Origin of the sequence: Persicirhabdus sediminis, assembly GCF_016595495.1 — a bacterium.
Lineage (GTDB): Bacteria > Verrucomicrobiota > Verrucomicrobiia > Verrucomicrobiales > Akkermansiaceae > Persicirhabdus > Persicirhabdus sediminis.
On record NZ_JAENIM010000009.1, the window covers coordinates 249,216 to 268,024 of the forward strand.

At 45.8% G+C, this 18,809-nt stretch carries 11 protein-coding genes; 5 read left to right on the forward strand and 6 right to left on the reverse strand.

Annotated features, from left to right (window positions below):
* Window positions 1–249 precede the first annotated feature (249 nt).
* From JIN82_RS02210 to recN, 5 genes are all read right to left on the reverse strand, one after another.
* Window positions 250–990 carry a hypothetical protein gene (locus JIN82_RS02210; protein WP_200309998.1) on the reverse strand — a complete coding sequence of 247 codons (741 nt, stop codon included), beginning with the start codon at window positions 988–990 and terminating at the stop codon, window positions 250–252.
* 5 nt (window positions 991–995) lie between these two features.
* Window positions 996–4,559 (reverse strand): type II secretion system protein, encoded by a 3,564-nt coding sequence (locus JIN82_RS02215; RefSeq protein ID WP_234041708.1) that lies wholly within the window; start codon window positions 4,557–4,559, stop codon window positions 996–998.
* A 509-nt stretch (window positions 4,560–5,068) separates the two neighbouring features.
* Complete coding sequence (locus JIN82_RS02220; RefSeq protein ID WP_200310000.1) at window positions 5,069–5,806, reverse strand: type 1 fimbrial protein; 738 nt, start codon at window positions 5,804–5,806, stop codon at window positions 5,069–5,071.
* Between the two features lie 19 nt (window positions 5,807–5,825).
* Window positions 5,826–9,371, reverse strand: a complete 3,546-nt coding sequence (locus JIN82_RS02225) for a hypothetical protein (RefSeq protein WP_200310001.1) — start codon at window positions 9,369–9,371, stop codon at window positions 5,826–5,828.
* A 670-nt stretch (window positions 9,372–10,041) separates the two neighbouring features.
* Window positions 10,042–11,688 (reverse strand): DNA repair protein RecN, encoded by a 1,647-nt coding sequence (gene recN / locus JIN82_RS02230; RefSeq protein ID WP_200310002.1) that lies wholly within the window; start codon window positions 11,686–11,688, stop codon window positions 10,042–10,044.
* A 69-nt stretch (window positions 11,689–11,757) separates the two neighbouring features.
* Between recN and JIN82_RS02235 the strand changes: the two genes are divergently transcribed.
* From JIN82_RS02235 to JIN82_RS02250, 4 genes are all read left to right on the forward strand, one after another.
* Window positions 11,758–12,537: an MBL fold metallo-hydrolase gene (locus JIN82_RS02235; protein WP_200310003.1), complete on the forward strand. Its 780-nt coding sequence runs from the start codon at window positions 11,758–11,760 to the stop codon at window positions 12,535–12,537.
* An 11-nt stretch (window positions 12,538–12,548) separates the two neighbouring features.
* On the forward strand, window positions 12,549–14,135 hold the full coding sequence (locus tag JIN82_RS02240; RefSeq protein WP_200310004.1) for a TIGR03790 family protein: 1,587 nt from the start codon (window positions 12,549–12,551) through the stop codon (window positions 14,133–14,135).
* An 11-nt stretch (window positions 14,136–14,146) separates the two neighbouring features.
* Window positions 14,147–14,794, forward strand: coding sequence for a LolA family protein (locus JIN82_RS02245; RefSeq protein ID WP_200310005.1), 648 nt, complete (start codon window positions 14,147–14,149; stop codon window positions 14,792–14,794).
* A 207-nt stretch (window positions 14,795–15,001) separates the two neighbouring features.
* Window positions 15,002–15,604: an RNA polymerase sigma factor gene (locus JIN82_RS02250; RefSeq protein ID WP_200310006.1), complete on the forward strand. Its 603-nt coding sequence runs from the start codon at window positions 15,002–15,004 to the stop codon at window positions 15,602–15,604.
* Between the two features lie 10 nt (window positions 15,605–15,614).
* Here the strand turns inward: JIN82_RS02250 and JIN82_RS02255 are convergent, their stop codons facing one another.
* On the reverse strand, window positions 15,615–17,627 hold the full coding sequence (locus tag JIN82_RS02255; protein ID WP_200310007.1) for a serine/threonine-protein kinase: 2,013 nt from the start codon (window positions 17,625–17,627) through the stop codon (window positions 15,615–15,617).
* 303 nt (window positions 17,628–17,930) lie between these two features.
* Here JIN82_RS02255 and JIN82_RS02260 point away from each other — a divergent pair, with 303 nt between their 5' ends.
* On the forward strand, window positions 17,931–18,788 hold the full coding sequence (locus JIN82_RS02260) for an AraC family transcriptional regulator (protein ID WP_200310008.1): 858 nt from the start codon (window positions 17,931–17,933) through the stop codon (window positions 18,786–18,788).
* Window positions 18,789–18,809 lie beyond the last annotated feature (21 nt).

The following is an 18,809-nucleotide window of genomic DNA, read 5'->3' on the forward strand; positions in this document are numbered from 1 at the left end:
GCCCTTTTCATGATATCGACGCCACCTAGATATGACCCTGCTTTGAATTTTGGCTCTACTCTTCATATTGAAATATACTATGTATTTACAGCGATGCTCCCGTAGCCATTCGCCTAATCTTTCACTATAAACCTACTATCTATTCAAACACCTACCAGCGGCATTGCAAGTCACCGTGAGCCATGGACGCAAAAAACCATGAGGGAAACCCCTCATGGTCAAAGAAATCTTACTCTCTGTTAATGAATATTAGCCAGAGGTTTTCGCTTTATCTAGCATGAGCTTACCGTATTTGCTATTTTCGCGAAGCTGTTTGATCGATACTTTATGCCCCTTTCCTGGGTTACTTTTAGGGCTTACAAAATAAAGATCTCTAGCAAGCTTGGATGGGAACAATCTTGAGTGCATTAAGGTTTCGAAACTGCTACCCTTTTTAGCGGCTACTTTGACCTCTAGATTCCCTGAAAACCCCTCTTTGAGGGCATAAGGTTTCAGCTCACCAGGCTTGATGATAAATTTATCTTTACCTCCTTTGCCGACAGCAAAATACATACTCACCTTAGATAAATTCATGAACATCATTGAGCCGTTCTTGAACATACCTGGGTCATCGTTGATTGCTGTAACCTCATATTTTATTCCGTCACGTGGTTCGTCTAAGCTCCTAAATAACAATAATAAATATTTGCTATTTTGAGGCAAAGTGACTTTCGCTACAGGTTTTGGAACTTCCCCCTCTTTCAAGCTATTAAGATGCTCACGTTCGAAAAAGTTCATCGTACGCTTGCCTCGATAATTGTAGACTTGAGATCTGCTTGAACTAGGGACGCCAACCTGGAGCATCCCTTCACCTTGTGAGCATAGAATTGAATCAATGGACTTATCCAAAGAAAACGTGCGGAAGTGAAGCCGTAGCGAGGACTCTTGGGCCAAGCCACACAGCATGCCCAATAACCACAGCGCTGAGATAAATAGACTCTGTTTTTTCATAATAATTAGATTTCGTCTTTATTAAGCCATCTAAAGGAAACGATAGCAAAACGTCGCGCCTTATCATTTGCATTCGCATCTACTTCCAGTTCGTTGTTTGGGTCTGGCTCCACTGGCTGAGATGTGCGTTGCACAATCGCCTCGCACCACGCCTGAGCGATGATTTTCCCGTTGCTATCTACTGCGTCACCGTAGGTTCTGATTTTGAAAGTATCGCTGCGTACCACCAAACTCGCTCCGATTGCTTGCAATACATCACTCTGCAAAACAAAAGCAGGGCTAGAGGCTGATACCGGCAATGACAAATCTTTGGCGTCGCCTTCGTAGGCTATTTCATAACTTTCACCCCCCTGATCTTTAGAGTCATAAACTCCATACGAATCCATGGAGGAATTGATCCCTGAGTCAGATAAAGCCAATTGGATTAACCCTTGCTTCCTATGCTCGGTAATCGAACTCTCTGGCGAACGGTTTACAAATTGCCCCATCGTTAGGAAAGGCACAACTGGCGTACTCCCACCGAGGCTTTCAGAACGCTTTCTAGCCTCAGCTACCAAGCTCTCAGCCAAAGCCGCAATCTGTCCGTCATCAAGCTGGCTGAAACCAGTCCAACTATCGTCGCCATTTCCTCTAGGCCCCTTTACTCCCGAGCCAGGGCTCAAGCTTAAGCGAGAAAAACTACTATTTTCACCGTTTGCTTGGTCCCCTGACGCAGTTCTCATTGATTGATCTCTGAAAGCGGACAAAACAGCCTTCCAAGCCTCTTCATTCGTTGAGTTGACATTAAATCCACCCTTCAAATACAAATAAGCTGCGCTAGTATCGAAATCTTGCAGTTTATCCTCAACCTCTTGGCGATCCACTGACTTGGACTGCGCAATTTCAAACTGTTTATTATTAAATGACTCCACAGAATCATAAACATCTGTAATCAACTGCTTGATGTCGCTCGATGGATCTTTCTCACTCTCATAGCTACTATCAGACGGTTTCGGTCCAATAGACGAGAAGAAGTAGCTATCCCATAGGTAATGGTTACACAGATAACTAAGATCATATTGCGTCTCGTTACCAGGCTCTACAATATTCTGCGATGAACTTAGATTGAGATTATAGAATGAGTTGCCAATGGCTAATGCTGGCTGGTGACCGCGTGGTGCCACATTGGTATGCTGCAGCGCACCCAGTGACATCATTGGAGCAGTTGGCACCTCCAGCACCACACTATACTTCTCACCAGATGCCCCGTTTTGGCTCCCCCATGTGCTAGAGCCATAGGCTCCATCATTGGTTTGGGTAACTAATGAATAGTCGTTACATTCATCCAGATAAGAATATGTATGCGCTGAATATACCGAAGCCCCAGGACGAAATACTCTACCTTCTTTCATATTCGAATCTGAAGAAGAAAGAGGGTTACCAAAAACAAAAGCTGGAATGCTGCCCTTTTCAGACGAATCCACTGTATTATATTTAGCAGGCTTGACGAATAGGTCATCCACAACGATTGGGGTAATTGCCGTTAGATTTAGCACTGCATGAGGGTCGGCGCTATTGCACACTCTATCCGGCTCATTTTGTAGCTCTCCATCTTTCGAAAAATACCCCTTATAACTGCCTTCATTAGTCCTAGTGAAACCACTAAAAACGGTATTAAAATCACCTCCCCTATCACTCTCAGAAATTTCAAAATCTTGTTTACTCCATTGTTGCCAACCAAACATCATCTTCAGCTGAGTCTCTGGATCTAAGCCCTGTAACATTTTAATGATGGCTTGCGTTGCTTGGTTTGCACCCGAAGCTGTGTGCGGGTCAAAGGTCATCGCCATAGTATCAGGATCAAAACTATCACCTAGTAGGGTCATTTCCATAGTAGTCCCCCATGGCACTTTGCCATTAGGTACAAAAATTTTCACCTCACCAGGCTCAAATTCGGTTTTATTATTCACTACAAATTGTGCATCAGGAGCATTTCCGTCACCACTATTGATGATTTCGGACCCCTCTTGTCTAAGCAAACTAGTTAACTGTAGTTCATTGATAGAACTTTCGCCCTCCTCAGTGATGACCTTAAAATAGAGATTTGCATCGCGCAGGTTGCGCAAATAGCGCATCCGCTCAACCTCAAGCTTCACGTTATAAGGATTGTGAACATACATCACTGGCATGAAGCGCAGATGGATATCATAAAGCTCATCGCCTGATTCTATCGCTTGCACCGATACATACATAATCAAGCGATTTAAATAAGGAGTAAGGTTGCCATGCAATAATCGAGTTGTCGGAAATGTTCCACCACCCCAGAACGCAATATTAATTGTCGATTCTACTTCAGGGTCATTTTTAATACCGTTCTTCCATGAAGTCACGCAGGCTGTTCTGCGCCACATGTCACTGCCAAACTCAGATTTATTTGGATAACTCGCACGAGCTTTCACCATTGGCGAGCCACTGGTACCGATATTTTGTTTATAAAGTCGATATTGGTTACGCAGAGTATCAATGGTAGGTCCATACACATTATCATGTCTGAATAACAAACCCTTATCAACACTGCGAGAGCTGGTGACTGGAGTACCGCTATTTACAAAACTAGCATAATCAGCTGGGTCAATCCCCTCAAAATCATCATCATCCATCTCAAATAGAAGAGACAAATCTTTTTTCAGGCCGCCCTCACGGTTATCAGTCATGATGCTACGAGAATGCGATGTTGCACTATGGAAAAGCTCCCTTGAGATATCACCACTCAAGCTAGACATTTGCCCAATAGACTGCAGGCTAATCAACTTGTTAATCTCTGTACTGCCTGCGTCAAAGTTAGCCAAACTAGCCATCACCTCCACAGCAGGTCGCTGGTTAGTTTGAGATGCTAGAGCTATCTCCGTTTGCTCTTTATCTAAATTCACTCTGGCCTTCACGCCTTCATCACCGACCCACCAAGCATAATTGCCTGAATGCAGTCCCATGTTATTATTTACCTGAACCTTCGGAGCCATCACCTGAGCTCTATCATCAGATTGAATGTCAGCAGAGCCAATGCCAACCATTTCAGCCCAGCTGGTGTCAGCTACGCTTGGCGCAGACGAATGAATATCTGTATATTGAAAACCATTCTGCATGGCGTTAGAGTCTCTAGAAACTAACCATCCCTCAAACTCACCGTCGGGGTTACCATCATTATCATTATCCTCTGAGCTCCAAACACCAACCCAGTGAGCTTTACCTGCACCCGGATTAGGATCTAAATCCCCCTCAGCCGTCACTCGCTGGTCTGGGCCAGCGGTTTTTTGTAGCTCGCCGATGGCGATCATCAGCGCCATGCGCGCATTCGCTTTCGCCTCCTCCATGGCATCGCCGTGGCTTGAAGACCTAACTTCTACGGTGCTCAGACCGAGCATCGCCATTGCGGTAATTGCCATCAGTGCCATGACGGCAATAGTGGCAATAAGTGCGAACCCTGACTTCGCACCTAACATGCTTTTCAGTCGCAAACTTTTCTTCGAATCCCCCCCTAATCGCTTCATTTTTTTGTCATGTTTGTAGTCTCCACGGCGGCACGAAATCATCGATACCCTGCCCCAGTTTCAAATTACAATGTAGTTACAAGGTATGACAACTCAATGGAAAGAGATTAAACGGACGTACAAACGATAACAACGAGCACATTTAAGACCACAGACCCAACATAACAGAAATAGATGACAAACAACTAACGATCAAAAAGTAGCAAAACGACTAGAAGAAACTATATTTGGTCAGGCTTTTACTAATAAAAGAAACTTATTTCACAGTCAGGAGCACCTAAATAGAATTAGTTAGCGCAATAGAAGGCCATTTTTCAGCTCTTACCCCTAAAGCGATCAAGCTAGGTCATCTAGTCTAAAATAGATCCGCCAAGTACCGACTCATCGTTTAAAATTCATTTAATATAAGTAACTGCAGAGCAGACCTTCACGCCCTGCATAACTAGCGATCTAGGCCCACAGAGCATCTGCAGCCGGCCACGCCTAATGTAATCTAGCCAAAGAAGCGCAATGCGCTACTCCAGCTCAGCTAGCTGAGTAGCGCACAAGAGTTAGTTATTTTGGTTTGCCGCTAGAATCTGTTTGGCAAAGCTGGCGTTCTCTCTCAGCTGGGAGATGCGCACCTTATGTCCCTTGCCGGCATTTTCCTTCGGCCAGATAAAGTAGAAATCTCGAGCCTTCTGGCTAGGGAAAATTCTTGAGTGCATGAGCACAACAAATTTGCCCTTATTTTTAACCGCTACTTTGACAGGCAAATTACCAGTAAAATCAGCTGGCAATTTGTAGTCTTTGAACTGATCAGCTTTGATCACAAAGTTCTCTTTTCCCTCTGCGCCAAGGACAAAATACAATGTATGTCCGGTGAGGTTGAGAAACTTCATCGAACCATTAGAAAACGCCGATGGATCATCATTGATCGCGTAGACATCGTAACGAAGTGTACCATCTGGCTGACTCTGTTTGTTGAATAAAAACAAGATATGTTTGGCGTCTCCACTCACCTTAACTTCGCCAATGGGACTAGGTTTTTCGCCAGTTGTTAGCGCACTCACCGCTTTTGGATCGTAAAAGCGCACAATACGCGATCCTCTATACTTTTGCATATCAGAGCGAATATGGTTAGGCACATCTAGCACCTTAGCTCCATTTCCCAAACCACACTGAATGGCCTCAATCTCGCCGTTCAGCGAGTAGGTCCGGTATTTAAACGAAACGGAATCATCCTGAGCTAGCAAATAGCTTGAGAACATCAGCCCCAACAGCATTGTAATAATTATCTTCATTTTCATTTTGCGGTTAACTTTCTAATTACACTTCATCTTTGTTTAGCCAGCGGAATGAAACGATCTTAAACCGCCTCGCTTTGTTTGTTGCTCCATCAGCTACTTCCATAGGGTTGGTGGCATCAGGCTCAACCGGCACCGCAGTGCGCTGCACTACAGCTTCACACCAGGCTTGAGCGATGAGATTGCCGTTAGCATCATCAGCTGAGCCATAACTACGAATGACAAAAGTATCACTGCGAACTGTGATAGAAGCACCAATGGCCTGCAGCACGTCGCCTTGCAGCACGTAGCTCGGGCTAGAGGCAGCCAAAGGAATTTCATAATCTGCAGCATCGCCTTCGAAAGGCACTTCATAAGCATTGCCAGAACCCTGTTCATCAGACTCAAACATGCCGATATCCTCGATAGATGAGTTGATTCCAGACTCTTCTAGAGCGTATTGAATCAGCCCCATGCTCTGCTGCTCAGCATCATTACTGCTAGGGGTTCGATTCACAAACTGACCTAAAGTTAGGTAAGGTGTCATCGGCGTTTCTCCTGGATTGGTGGCGAAACGATCACGAATCCCCTCCACAATTTCTTCAGCCAATGATGCAATTTCATCGTCATCTAACTCAGCAAAGCTCAACCACGAATCATCATCAGCACCTCTCGACTTTTCCACCGGCTCACCTGCTGAAAAAGCAGCTCGCGGAAAGGCACTTACATCATCTAACTCTTCTTCACCACCTGCGGTTCTCAGAGATGAATCGCGATAAGCCGATAGAACCGCCTTCCACGCTTCTATGTTTGTTGAGTTCACATTAAACCCACCATCCAAATACAGGTAGGCCGCGCTGGATTTATAATCAAGTAAGCTATCAATCTTCTCCTGTTCAGCCGTAGTGCTATCGCCTGAGATGGTAAATCGCATATTATTCAATTGCTCTTCTCCAGCCAACACCTCTTCAATCAGAGACTCCATGTCTGAGCTAGGGTCGGCGGTAGAGCTGTAGCTAGAGTCGTCAGGCTTAGGGCCGATAGATGAGAAGAAATAGCTATCCCATAATGCTTCATTGCAGAGATAGCTGAGGTCATATTGCGTCTCACCTGATACCTCTTCTACAAGATTATCAAATGAAGTCATTGATAAGTTAGGAAATGAATTCGCAATTGCCAGCGCTGGCATGTGCCCTCGGTGAGCCACATTAGTATGCTGCAGCTGACCTAAAGATTGCATCGGCGCTGTAGGAATCGCCAACACCGTAGAATATCGCTCACCTTGAGATCCGTTATGGCTTCCCCAAGTGCTGACCCCGGCTGCATCTAACTCAGACTGCGTTACCGCTTCGTATTCGTTATCAGGCTGATCATAGAACCCGTAGGTATGAGCAGAATAAAGACTCGCACCCGGTCTAGGAACTCGCGCTGCCAGCATGTTACTATCAGATGAACACAATGGATTCCCATGAATGAAAGCTGGCACGCTCTCTTTGTTAGTTTCATCAGGTGTATCAAATTTCGCAGCCTTCACCATCACGTCTTCAATCGTCACTGGTTTGATAGGCGTATAATGTCCGACTGGATATGCTCTCAACCCACGTATGGTATTCCAGTCATCACTTGCCTCACCATCAAATGAATCATAGTTAGTGTCAGCTGGAGCCGGGAAGAATGTACGTGTCATCCCACTCCATACGGTATTGTAGCCGCCGCGGTCATTCTCCAAGATTTCAAAATCTTGTTTACTCCATTCCTGCCAAGTAAACAACATCTTCAGCTGGCTGTCAGCATCCAGATCTAGCAATGAAGCAATACCCACATCGGTAGGATCCCCAAGGGCTCTGAGGTCAACAGTCATCGCCATCTCGTCTGGCTGGAAGCCATTGGCCAACTGCACCATTGGCATTTGTGTCCCCCATGGCACCTTGCCGTTAGGAACAAACATCTTTACCTCACCAGCCTCAAAGTTGATAGGACCATTGATGACAAATTCAGCCTGCCCACCTTCCCCGTTATTTTCGCTGATAGTGCCGCCACTGTTTGCTACAAGCGTTAGGAAATCTACAGATCCTAAACCTCTTCTAATCTTAGGGTTTTTGATTAATTTGTTATCTTTAATCACCCACAGCTTGGCATCACGTAGTGTTTTTAAGTAGCGCATGCCATCCACTTGAATGTCTACGTTGTATGGGTTGTGAATATACAGAATTGGCTGAAATCTCAGCTGGATATCGTACTTGCCCGGTGTGCCAGTGCTCACAGCCTCCGCGCTCACATACATCATCACGCGGTTCAAATATGGCGTTAAGTTGCCATGAAGCAGACGTGTCGATGGACGGGAAGTACCGTTGCCGCCCCAGTATCTAACGGAGGTATTTTCTTCAATGGCTGGATCACCGGTGATGCCGTTTTTCCATGATAATACACAGGCGGTACGGTTCCAGCTATCAGCACCCAGCTCGGTCTTGTTAGGATAGCTAGCGCGAGCAGAAAATAATGGTTCCTCGGCAGAGCCTTGGTTTTCTTTATAAAGCCGATACTGGTTACGCAAAGTATCCATCGTTGGCCCAAACACGCCCTCGTGGCGAAATAACAGCCCCTTTTCTTCAGTGCCACTGCCAGATACAGGTGTATTAGCATTCACGTACTCGGCGTAGTCAGCTGGATCTTCGTCTTCATAATCCTGATCCGTCATCTCAAACAAAAGGCTCAGATCCTTTTTAAAACCTCCATTGCGGTTGTCTGTCATCAGACTGCGAGATGAAGCCGTTAGGTTGTGAAAATGATCAATCACTAGATCTTGATCCATCCCCTCCACCTGACTTAATGATTTCAAGCTAATGATTTTCACCATTTCATTAGATTCGGAATCTAACTCGTCTAAGCCAGAAATAACCTCAATCGCTGGTCGCGGTGAACTCTGTGAGGCGAGGTCCACATCATCTTGAGTATTTTGTAAATCAACACGAGCCTTCACACCTTCATCGCCAACCCACCATGCATAACTACCACTTTGCTCACCATTTTCATCATTGATGATCACCCGCGGCGCCATCACTTGGGCTTTACTATCCGCGCTAACATCAACCGATCCCTCACCTACCATTTCCACCCAATCGTCATCAGTCTCGTCAGCAGCCGCAGCTTGCACGTCTTCATAACTATAACCGTTAGCTAGTGCATCATCATCTTTAGAAACCAGCCATCCCTCAAAACTACCATCAGCTACATCATCACTATCAGCATCCTCTGAGCTCCACACACCTACCCAGTGCGCTTTACCAAACCCGGGACTGCTATCGATATCACCTTCCGCCGTCACCCGCTGGTCTGGACCTGCAGATTTCTGCAGTTCACCTAGAGCGATCATCAGCGCCATTCTAGCATTCGCTCGTGCGTCAGCCATTGCTCCGCCGTGGTTAGAAGAGCGCACTTCTACGGTACTTAAGCTTAACATCGCCAATGCAGTAACTGCCATCAGCGCCATCACGGCAATCGTGGCGATCAGCGCAAAACCGCGCTCGCGGGATGGCAACTGGCCATTCCTATTCTTAACTAGGTTTAGAGAAAACAGGTGGACTTTCATAACATTTATGGGTTCATTTAGTTTGTGAAAATGTTTTTTAAATACGTCGCCGCCCTCATGGCTGAGAACAAAGCTAAACGTTTAGCTAAACAAAAACTGTAACCACACTGTACCTACCTTCAACAAAAAATGTGTCTGACTAATTCAAAGGGGGGCTCAATTTAAAACAACAAAAGGAGCACTATATTCGCCCAGAGCAACACAATATAAACAAATTCAGCCAGCGGCGCTGATATGAATCCATTATCACAGCAGCCAAAACGCGCAGATAAAGAAACGCACAATATTCACCAAAACCAGCCTACAAAATGCCATCTAATTGCTCATGAACTTTTCAGGGCGGCTAAATTATTTTTCACCAGAAATGCGAAGTTTCCCCGCTAGCTGAGAGAAAACACAGATTCCCCGCATCCACCTAGCACTTAATTCGTTCATGATAAACACGAACAGTCGATTGATTAAACCTCTAAATCAGCCACTTATTGATGAGTAGCCAACAATAAAAACCACCAAAAACTGACTCATCAAGAGGCCAAACTAGCTAACATAACCGTCACCTCACGCTAGGCCAAAACCACAATAATATGGCTGAGCTCAACTTGACTCCTTCTCCTAGCCACAGCTATGGCGACTGCATAAGCCAGCTGTGCTCATTTCTATTCTTCAGCGCTTATTGCATCTCTAGCAAACGCTCAGCCATTGCCCGCGCCTCATCACCTGAGGTACCTAGCATACGCACGATCTCATCAACTCGCTTATCTTCAGCCACATTAACAAGTTCAGAGTTTGTACGTCCATCGACGACTAACTTCCTAACGACGAAGTGCGAGTTGGCTACAGCGGCAACCTGAGGGAAATGCGTAATAGCAATCACCTGATGCCTAGCTCCTAACTTAGCCATCTTCACTCCAACAGAGCGCGCAATCTCACCACCCACATTGGCGTCGATTTCATCAAATACCATCAAAGGCGTAGCGTCCTGCTCGGCCAATGCGCTCTTCAGCGCCAGCATCACACGTGACATCTCACCGCTAGAAGCGATAGAGCGTAATGTCATCGCTGGCTCACCAGGGTTAGGACCAAACTCAAAATCAACACCCTCCAGACCGTTAGACTGTGGTTCTTGCGCTTTCACTGGTACTTCAAATACAGATTGTTTGAAGCCTAACTCTTTAAGATGAGTGCCAACTTCTTTAGCTAGACGTGGTGCAGCTTTGCGGCGCTTCTGACTCAGCTGAGCACCAGCGTCTTCCATCAGCTTGCGCAGCTCAGCGACTTTCTGTTCTAGCTGGTCAATTTTCTCACCGCGGTTTTCAATTTCATCTAACCTCTTAGCGGCCTTATCTCGGCGCTCGAGCACGTCTTCTAAACTCGGTCCATATTTCCGCTTCAATGACTCTAGCAAATTGATCCTCTCTTCCAGCTCAGCTAGATTTGCTGCATCCAGCCCCTGTGCATAATCCATCAAACCAAGTTCGATTTCCTGCAGCTCAAAAACTGCTTTTTCTGCGCCAGTTAACAAATCCGTAAGCTCTGGATCCATGCGCTCTAGATCGCGTGATAGACGCTGAACTCCTGCCAGCTGGTTCATTACAGCCTCGTCGCTACCACTCAAGATACTAACGATCTGCGTGGTCAACTCATTGAGACGTGAAGCATTACTAGCGCGTTTGTATGCATGTTCTAATTCCTCATACTCGGCTGGTACTATCTGCGCCGCGTCAATTTCATCAATCTGATGACGCAGGATCTCAATCTCTTGATCACTAGCTTGCTCAGCTGCGATTACTCGCTCTAACTCACTCTGAGTCGCGTGCCACTCGCGCCAAGCTTTATGATATTTGGCTAAAACTTTTTCTGCGCCAGCATAGGCATCTAGCATAGCTAACTGACGTTCAGTAGATAACAATGACTGATGATCATGTGGCCCGTGCAGGTCTACCAAATGCTCGCCCAATCTCTTCAGCACAGATAAAGTAGCAGGTGAATTATTGATAAACTGCTTATTACTGCTCGCTGAGATAGTTCGCTTGATAATCAGCTGATCGTCATCACACGCATCAATGCCACTTTCAGCCAAGATGCGGTTGATCATTTCAGGTCTAGCTAGATCAAATACCGCCTCAACCGTAAGCGAACTCTCTCCGCGACGAATTAATGACTTCTCAGCGCGTTCACCCAAGATTAGCTTCAACGCACCAACAATGACTGATTTGCCAGCACCCGTTTCACCGGTTACTCCAATCAATCCACTTCCGAGCTGCCAAACAAGCTGGTCAACCAACGCCAAATTCTGAATTTTAAGTAAGCTAAGCATTCTATTTTTGCTACCTGCTGCGGATTATGCAAAGCTGAGCCGGGAAGCAAATCAAAAACCGTCACATTCATGCCATCACCACTCTCACTAACATTTTTAGGTACTGGAACTTCAACAGGCGTACCAGTCATTGGCTGTGATTGTCCCGTTTGTACTTCGGATGATCCACGAAATATACATACACGATCATCCGTCTATCTGGATACGCCAGCTGGTAAAATACTGGTCGACAGCGGCCCAGACCTTCGCGAACAGGCGCTGCGCGAAAATCTACGACAGGTTGACGCGGTATTATACACTCACGCCCACCTAGACCACATCACTGGTTTCGACGACCTCAGAGCATTTTGTTGGAGACGTGAAGACCCGCTGCCGATGTACGGATCTAACGCCTGCATTGACGAGCTCAAGCGTGTCTTTTCATGGGCATTTGCCAAATCTAATACTCACGGCGGCTACATCAAGCCAGACCCTATCTGCTTCACTGGCCCGTTTCAGCTAGATCAACTGCGCATCACTCCGCTACTTGTTAACCACGCTTCGGTTGAAACTCACGGCTATCGATTTGACTACCCTGGTGCTGCTAGCATTGCCTATATTTCTGATGTGAAATCTATCCCCGCACAAACGATCATACAGCTAGAAAATATCGACATTCTCATTATTGACGCCCTCAAAGAAGGTGAGCATCCTACACATATGGGTGTACAAGAAGCCATTGATACAGCCGAAAAGGTCAACGCCAAACAAGTTTACCTAACGCATATCTCACACTCTATCGACTATGCAGAGCTCGAAGCAAAACTTCCCCCACACATCCATATTGCCTACGACGGCCTCAAGATTTAATTCCTTTTATCATGTCTAAATTCCTCAAAATCTGCTTCATCGTCCACTGCCTGACAGCGCTATGCTGCCTAGCCGACACCGCGGGCATTGATCCCGCTAGAGTTGCCATTCTCTATAACATTAGCGAACCAAAATCCAAACAACTGGCCGATTACTACGCCCAACAACGAGCCATCCCAGCTGAAAATATCATTGGGCTTCCTCTATCAACAAAGGGCACTATCTCGCGCAAAGACTACATTGAGAGCTTAGAAAAGCCACTTCGTGCTCTCATGATAAAAAATGGCTGGTGGCAGAGAAGCCGCGATCCAAAAGGCAACTTTGTAACTACCAAAAGTAAAATCGACGTCCTCGTCTGCGTCAAAGGTGTGCCCTACAAGATTGCCCGCTATCATGAAGACCCTGATCCAGAAAAACAAAAAAAAGGGCCTAGCGGACAACAAAATGAAGCCGCAGTTGATTCAGAACTCGCCATCCTCGGTATCGATGGCATCCGCATCGAAGGACCACTTTCCAACAAATATTTCGATAAGAACATCCGCTTCTCACAAGCTCGCCTGCCATACATGCTGCTAGTTGGACGCATTGATGCACCTAACTGGCAAACCTGCATTCGCATGATCGATGATGCCATTGCTACAGAAAAAACTGGTCTATGGGGAATGGCCTACGTTGACATTGCTAAAAAAGGTGGCGCCTATGACGCTGGCGATAAGTGGTTAGAAACTATCATTCATAAGAACAATGCCTTTGGCATCCCAACAGTTGTGGATAGAAACAAGCAGACATTTGTCACCAACTACCCGATGACGGACGCTGCGCTCTACTACGGCTGGTATACTAGCAAACGTAACGGTCCATTACTCAACCCAGATTTTCGCTTCCGCCGCGGCGCGGTCGCCATGCACCTTCACTCATATAGTGCCGCTAACCTGCATAATAAAGATGCTGGCTGGTCAGGCCCAATCCTCGAAGCTGGCGCAGCTGCCACAGTTGGCAATGTCTACGAACCTTACCTAACGATCTCACATCGCTTTGATATCTTACATGATCGCCTAATGAAAGGTTACACGCTGGTAGAGGCAGCCTACGCTGCTATCCCCGCTCTATCATGGCAGAACATTGTACTCGGTGATCCACTCTATCGACCGTTCATTCATATCGGTGGATCAGGTGAAGTTGTTGCCGAGGACCGCTATTATAGAGCTCTCAAGTTAGCCCACGAAGAATGGCAGATGACTCCTGATGTGCTGGTGAAAAAACTGCGCAGCCGTGCCGCAGAAAAGAATATCGGCCTATTTTATGAAGCGATCGGTCTGTTCTATCAACAACGCCGCGAGCTTCCAGTTGCCCAAGCCTTTTTCAGCTCAGCTCAAAATACCTACCTAAAACCAGCCGACCAAATTCGCCAAGTCCTCTTGCAGGCCGACATCCAGCGACAAGAGGGAAATAAAGATGCCGCCATAGAAATTCTCAAAGAAAATTTACCTTTATTTGATGACATCCCCGAAGCAAAGGCAATCACTGCTACGCTCAATATCCTCGATCCACCACCTCCAGCCGAACCAAAAGGTAAACCTGAAGCCAACAAAAAATAATTCCATCTAGCATGAAACTATTCTCTCACATAGCCATCGGCTGGTTAGCCACAATCAGCCTATCCCTAGCAAGCCCTGTAGATACTGCGCCATTAGAAAATTGGCTAGCCGAACAGGCTCAAATAAAAACTGGTGAAATCAACATCACACTAGAAAAATATGATTCCAAAGGACTACTGGTAACGAGCCAGCCGTGCCGCGCATGGGTAGACCGCCCCGAGTTTTTCCGCTGGGATATTGGCTCGCCAGTCAACAAGCAGATTATCCGCAATCCTGAAGGGTTTATGGTCATCGACCAAACGGCAAAATCATTCCAAATACTCAGTAAAGAATCCAAGTTGTCGCAGAAATATTCTATTCTCTGGCAATCTATCCCCGATGACATTGAGCACCTCAATAAATACTTCAATGTCGTATCTAGCAGCCAATCGGGAAATGTATATACTGTCACGCTACAGCCCAACAGCTCAGCTCTCAGAAAATCTATCCCTTGGATCATTGTTTACCTCGACCGCAATGCTAACGACTTGTTAGCTATAGAATTTCATAAAAAGGACAAATCCAGTCTACGCGCCCACTTCAGATCTAGTAAGCATTCTAGCAATCTCTCTGAAACTCTCTTCTTGCCCAAACTCGACGGCTTCGACATCAAAAAATAGAAGCTAACAAAACATCCTCCTAGATTACTACAGCTGGGCCTACAGCCGTAGTAGAATGAGCGTCTCAAGATCCGAGCATTTAAAAATAATCGGCTGCAAACTTGGCGCAAAACTAACAAAAATATACATTTTTTACTAAATGCCATTGATATCAGCCCGCATGTGCGATTAGTCTGATTTCAGTCAAGTACCCAACATTTATATAAAGTGGCCGACAATTCTTTAAATACAAGGCATACATTGCTGCAAAAAGTATCCAACCAGAACGATGAATCGGCCTGGAAAGAATTTGTTTTCTACTACGAGAAATACATCTATCTAGTTTGCCGCAGCACGAACCTCGATCACCACGATGCTGAGGAAATTGTCCAACAAGTGCTCGTCAAACTGTGGAAGAAACTTCCTGAATTCCACTACAACCGCAATCAACGGTTTCGCTCGTGGCTGTGCCAAGTGACAAGAAACTGCGTGATGGATCATTTTAGAAAGATCCAACAGCAGCAATCACGATTAGAGAAAGCCTATGCAAGCCAGCACTGGCAGTATTACAAGGAAGACAGCCTGCCCGATCTTGAGAAAATTGCTGAACGTGAATGGGAGAATTACATCGTTAACATGGCTTTAAGAAACCTGAAAAATAGCGTTTCAGAAAAGATGGTCGAAGTATTCCTCGCACGAGAAGATGGCGTCAGCGCAAAGGAAATCAGCATAAAAATGGGCATCCCTGTCAATACCGTTTATGTCTATCAAAAGCGCATGACTACCAAACTGGCTGAAGAAATTCAGCAACTCTGTGCGCAGCTAGATTAAGCTCAGGCGATCAGCGTCTGATGATGCGTACATCGCCCACCTGCCTGTCTTGTATATGCTCATACTGATCAATGGCTATTTCTACTGAAACAAGCCCTTCAACATTCAAGACTTTGCTCAGATCACTAACGAGCGTGCCAATGATGTTAATATCCTTCGCACTGAGGTAGCGGAACTCGTCACCATGCAGCGCCCGCATCTCTGATAGATCTAACTTTTCAAAATAGAGGCCTCGTAGCGAAGTCAGTTTATTCACTTTCTTATGTCCATTTAATGACAATGAATACCCGCGCGAGTTTCTCGTTAAACTGTAATGCCATCCATGCTCTGAGCGGTTAGCTTGTCGCGTAATAAGGCCAAACACCTTCCTGACATCATTAAGCGCCGGCTCATCTCGGTAAAAGTTAGCCGCTATTAATGAGGTAATTTCCGGGTCGTTGATTTCTACAATCAAACTTTTAAGGTCTTCCACGCTCCATGTTCGCTTCGCCTTCTTCACACGAGAATACAGCTGAGAAATCTCGCGTAACTCAGTAACATCTTCACCACTGTGCTCTTGGTAAATTTTCAAGTATTCATCAGCTAAGTAAAACTCTAACTCGGCTAAGGCAATTAGAGCCAAATTATAATAAGCATAAGTGAGACCAGAATCTCTATCTACAGCCTCTTCTAGCAACTCTTTTGCATCCATTAAGCTGCCAGCGCACATTCTATCAATCCCCTCGCGCATCAAAGCTGGCGCCGCTTCAGAGGCCATTTTCTCACGCTCCAAGCGCTCTAATTCATACAACCTAAGTGCATCTAGGGCGCGTTTCTCATTGAGGTTTGCTCGCGCTTCGTTCCTTGCCGCTAGCGATGCACTATGCGACGCCAGCCGTTCACTATGAACTAACTGAGTGATCGATACAGCCAAGATAAAACTAAAAACCAAAATCAAACTACCCACCAATTGATGGCGCTGAAATAGCAAAACTAAAGAACGCATGAAGCCAGCCTGCTCAGCACTGGTAGCGTAACCTTCACGCCACTTCTCGATGTCTGAACGCATTTCGCTCACACTCTCGTAACGTTGCTCTGGGTCTAACTTTAAGGCCTTCATCGCAATCGCAGCTATGGCTTCAGGAATCTTAAAATACGGATTCTTTCGTTCGCTAAGGTTGCGCACTCTACCTTCTAAGGTGGCGATTAGACTCGCCTTAGAATTACGCGATTTTACAGGAGGCCTGAATGCTAACAAAAAGTATAACAACGCGCCCAATGCATATATATCAGTCTGCTCATCTTTATTTCCATAGCTAGAATCCACTTGCTCAGGAGCAATATAGCCAGGAGAACCTTTGATCACCCCGTCTAAGGTGTAATCGTTGAGCATAATCGGATCTAACGATCGGCGCTCCTTGGTGTCTTCATCTACGTCTTCTAGCAGTCGCGCGATTCCCCAGTCACAAACAAGAACCTCACCATATGGACCAATCTGGATGTTAGCTGGTTTTAGGTCTAAGTGGACAACGCCTTTAGAATGCGCGTATTCAATGGCATCACAGACCTTGAGGAAGATATCCAAGACTTTTTGTAAACTGTAGTCACCTGGCTCTCCCTCAGATTTGATTCGCAAAATCATCTCCTCAACAGTTGAGCCCTCAATGAGCTTCATTACAAAAAACGGCTTTCCCTGTTCTGAGATACCTGCATCGTAAACAGGTACGATGTTAGGGTGCTCTAAGGAAGCTGTTACAAATGCTTCACTCAAAAATTTCTCACCTTTGGCATAAGAATCGGAATCGATCAAATTAGCCATCGCGATAGGCCGCGAAGTACGCAGGTCGTACGCTTTGCTGATGATCTTCGCTCCCCCGCGCGCAATGGCCTGGTCCATTTGGTAGCGATCTGTGGCAGAGCGCACCCGCTGATAGACAGGATAGTTATCCTCACTATCCTCTTCATCCTCAGCACGCGTGAAATACTTTCCCAGCGATCGCACATCCTGATAGAATTCTTCGTTGCTCAGAGAATATTTTTCCATAATTAGCTGGGGTGACTATATGATCGGTCAGCGGTCAGATTCTACAGTCACCTAGCACTATTAGACAAGCTTCGATCAAACAAACAGCTGGACATTCTGCTAGTGCCCACCTAGATGCAGACATCATTATCAAATGTTACTCTGTATAATCCAACACCTTACATAATCGATTAAAGCTCTAAGTCTTCACAAGGAATATATTAGCTTGATAGTGGACTTTGTTAACTTAATATAATCTATAATTTACAGAGCTTTACCAATTAGACCTGTAAAGAAACAGCCGCCCACCCATTCCTAGCCGCTATGAAAGCCAGCCAAGAGGACATTATCATCAAATCAGAAGAATCATTTCAGTGCTTCCAAGTCATCACTGATAAGCTCGTCTGTCCCTATCACTATCATCCTGAAATTGAAATCGTCCATATTCAATCAGGTAGAGGTCAACGGTTGATAGGCGATTTTCAATCTGATTTTGGCAAGGGTGATTTTGTCCTGATAGGTAGTGGGCTGCCACACATGTATACACAAGTTGGTGATGACACAGTGAAATCTTACTGTCTGCAATTCAAAGCCCAAGCACTCGGCACTGATTTTCTCAAAATCCCCGAGATGGCAAAAATTGCCGCGATGCTAGAACGCGCCAAGCGTGGCATGACATTCTCAAATGATGTTGAAGAAAAGGCTAAAAAGATCCTCGCGCGCGCCAACCGTGTCGGTGCTGGCCCAGCTCGCATCTGTGCGCTCATCGAACTGCTGGAACTTCTAAGCGAAGATGAGGAGTCTAAATGTCTAGCTAGCTTAAGCTACAACGCACCTAGCAGCCCAAAAGAACTTGATAGACAGGAAAAGGTCATCAACTACCTCAACCAACATTGGCCAGAGCCAATCAAACTCGCTGAAGTCGCCAAAATAGCTGGCCTGCACCCAAATTCGTTCAGCCGCTTCTTCCGTAAATGTTTCCGCCGTACTTTCCAACAATACCTCATCGAGCTCAGGCTCAGCCATGCCGCTAGATTATTGCTAGAAAATAATGATACTATCACTGGAATTGCTTTTGATTGCGGATTCAGCGACCTTTCTAACTTCAATCGTCAGTTCCTCAAAAACTACGGCAGTACACCTCGCGATTACAGAAAAAGGCTGAGTACTGGCCGCAAGTAAACAAAAAGGCATCCACTAGCA